Raw genomic sequence first — 944 nt, 5'->3', positions numbered from 1 at the left:
CGGCGGCGCCGGTCCGGCCCGGCGAAGACCCGCGCGCGGCAGCGGCCCGGGTGCTCGCCGAGTCCTCCCTGCTCGTACCGCCCGGGCGCATCCTCGCACTGGATTACCAGCCGCTGGACGGCGAAGCCGCGGAAGCCATTACCTTCGTGTACGACGGCGGAACGTACGACGGCGGTGAGCTCGCCGCCGGTGCCGGGGGACAGGCGGTCTTCCTGCCCGTCGAGCAGGCCGAAGCTGTCCTGGACCCGGCGCACTCCGCCCAGCTGACCGCTGGGCTCCGGGCCCACGAACTGCTCACCGTGGTTGAACTGCGCCACGGGCAGCCGCTGCGGACAGGGCAGTTGCGCGTCCCGGAACGAGAACTGGTGCCCCACGTCTGGGCGGCGGAGGCCGCCGGCGACTCCAAGGGAACCGTGGGTTCCGGCGTTTAGTATTTCTCCCATGGCAGTCAGTGGCAGCGGGGAGCGGGTGGTCTTTGTCCACGGCACCGACAGCTTCGGGGCCGCCGCCTGGCCGCGCCAGCACCGCCTGGCCGGACGCTACGACTGCCTGTTCCTGCGCCGCCACGGGTTTGATCCGCAGGCTGAGCCCCGGCCGACCGACTTTGACGAGGACGCCCGGATCGTCGGCCGGCACCTCGGCCCGGGTGCCCACGTCGTCGCTCACGCCCAGGGTGCCGTCGCGGCGATGATGGCCGCGGTCGAACACCCCGGCAGGGTGCACTCGCTCACGCTGTTCGAACCCGCCTGCCTGTCCTTGACCGCGGACCTGCCGGCCACCCGTGCCTACCGCGAGCGGCTGGAGCCGTTGTTCGACGCGCGGCGGGAGCTGACCGACGAGGAATACCAGCGCGCCTTCGTCCGGCTGGTAGTCGGCGCAGAAGCGCTGCCGCTGGCCACCGTGGCGGACCGGGCACAGGCGATGCGGGTCCGCCTGCAGGCGCC

The 944-nt window shown here is 72.8% G+C and carries 2 protein-coding genes; both read left to right on the top strand.

What is annotated here, in order from left to right; genetic code table 11:
• Positions 1 to 431 (top strand): NUDIX hydrolase (locus tag AC5RUJ_RS17235; RefSeq protein WP_494156365.1); only part of this gene is annotated, 431 nt, incomplete at its 5' end.
• Between the two features lie 10 nt (positions 432 to 441).
• Positions 442 to 944: alpha/beta fold hydrolase (locus AC5RUJ_RS17230; protein ID WP_494156364.1), on the top strand; the 503-nt coding region annotated here is incomplete at its 3' end.

The sequence above is a fragment of the Arthrobacter sp. Y3223164 genome (assembly GCF_059091005.1).
This window is presented reverse-complemented; position numbering and strand designations above follow the sequence as displayed.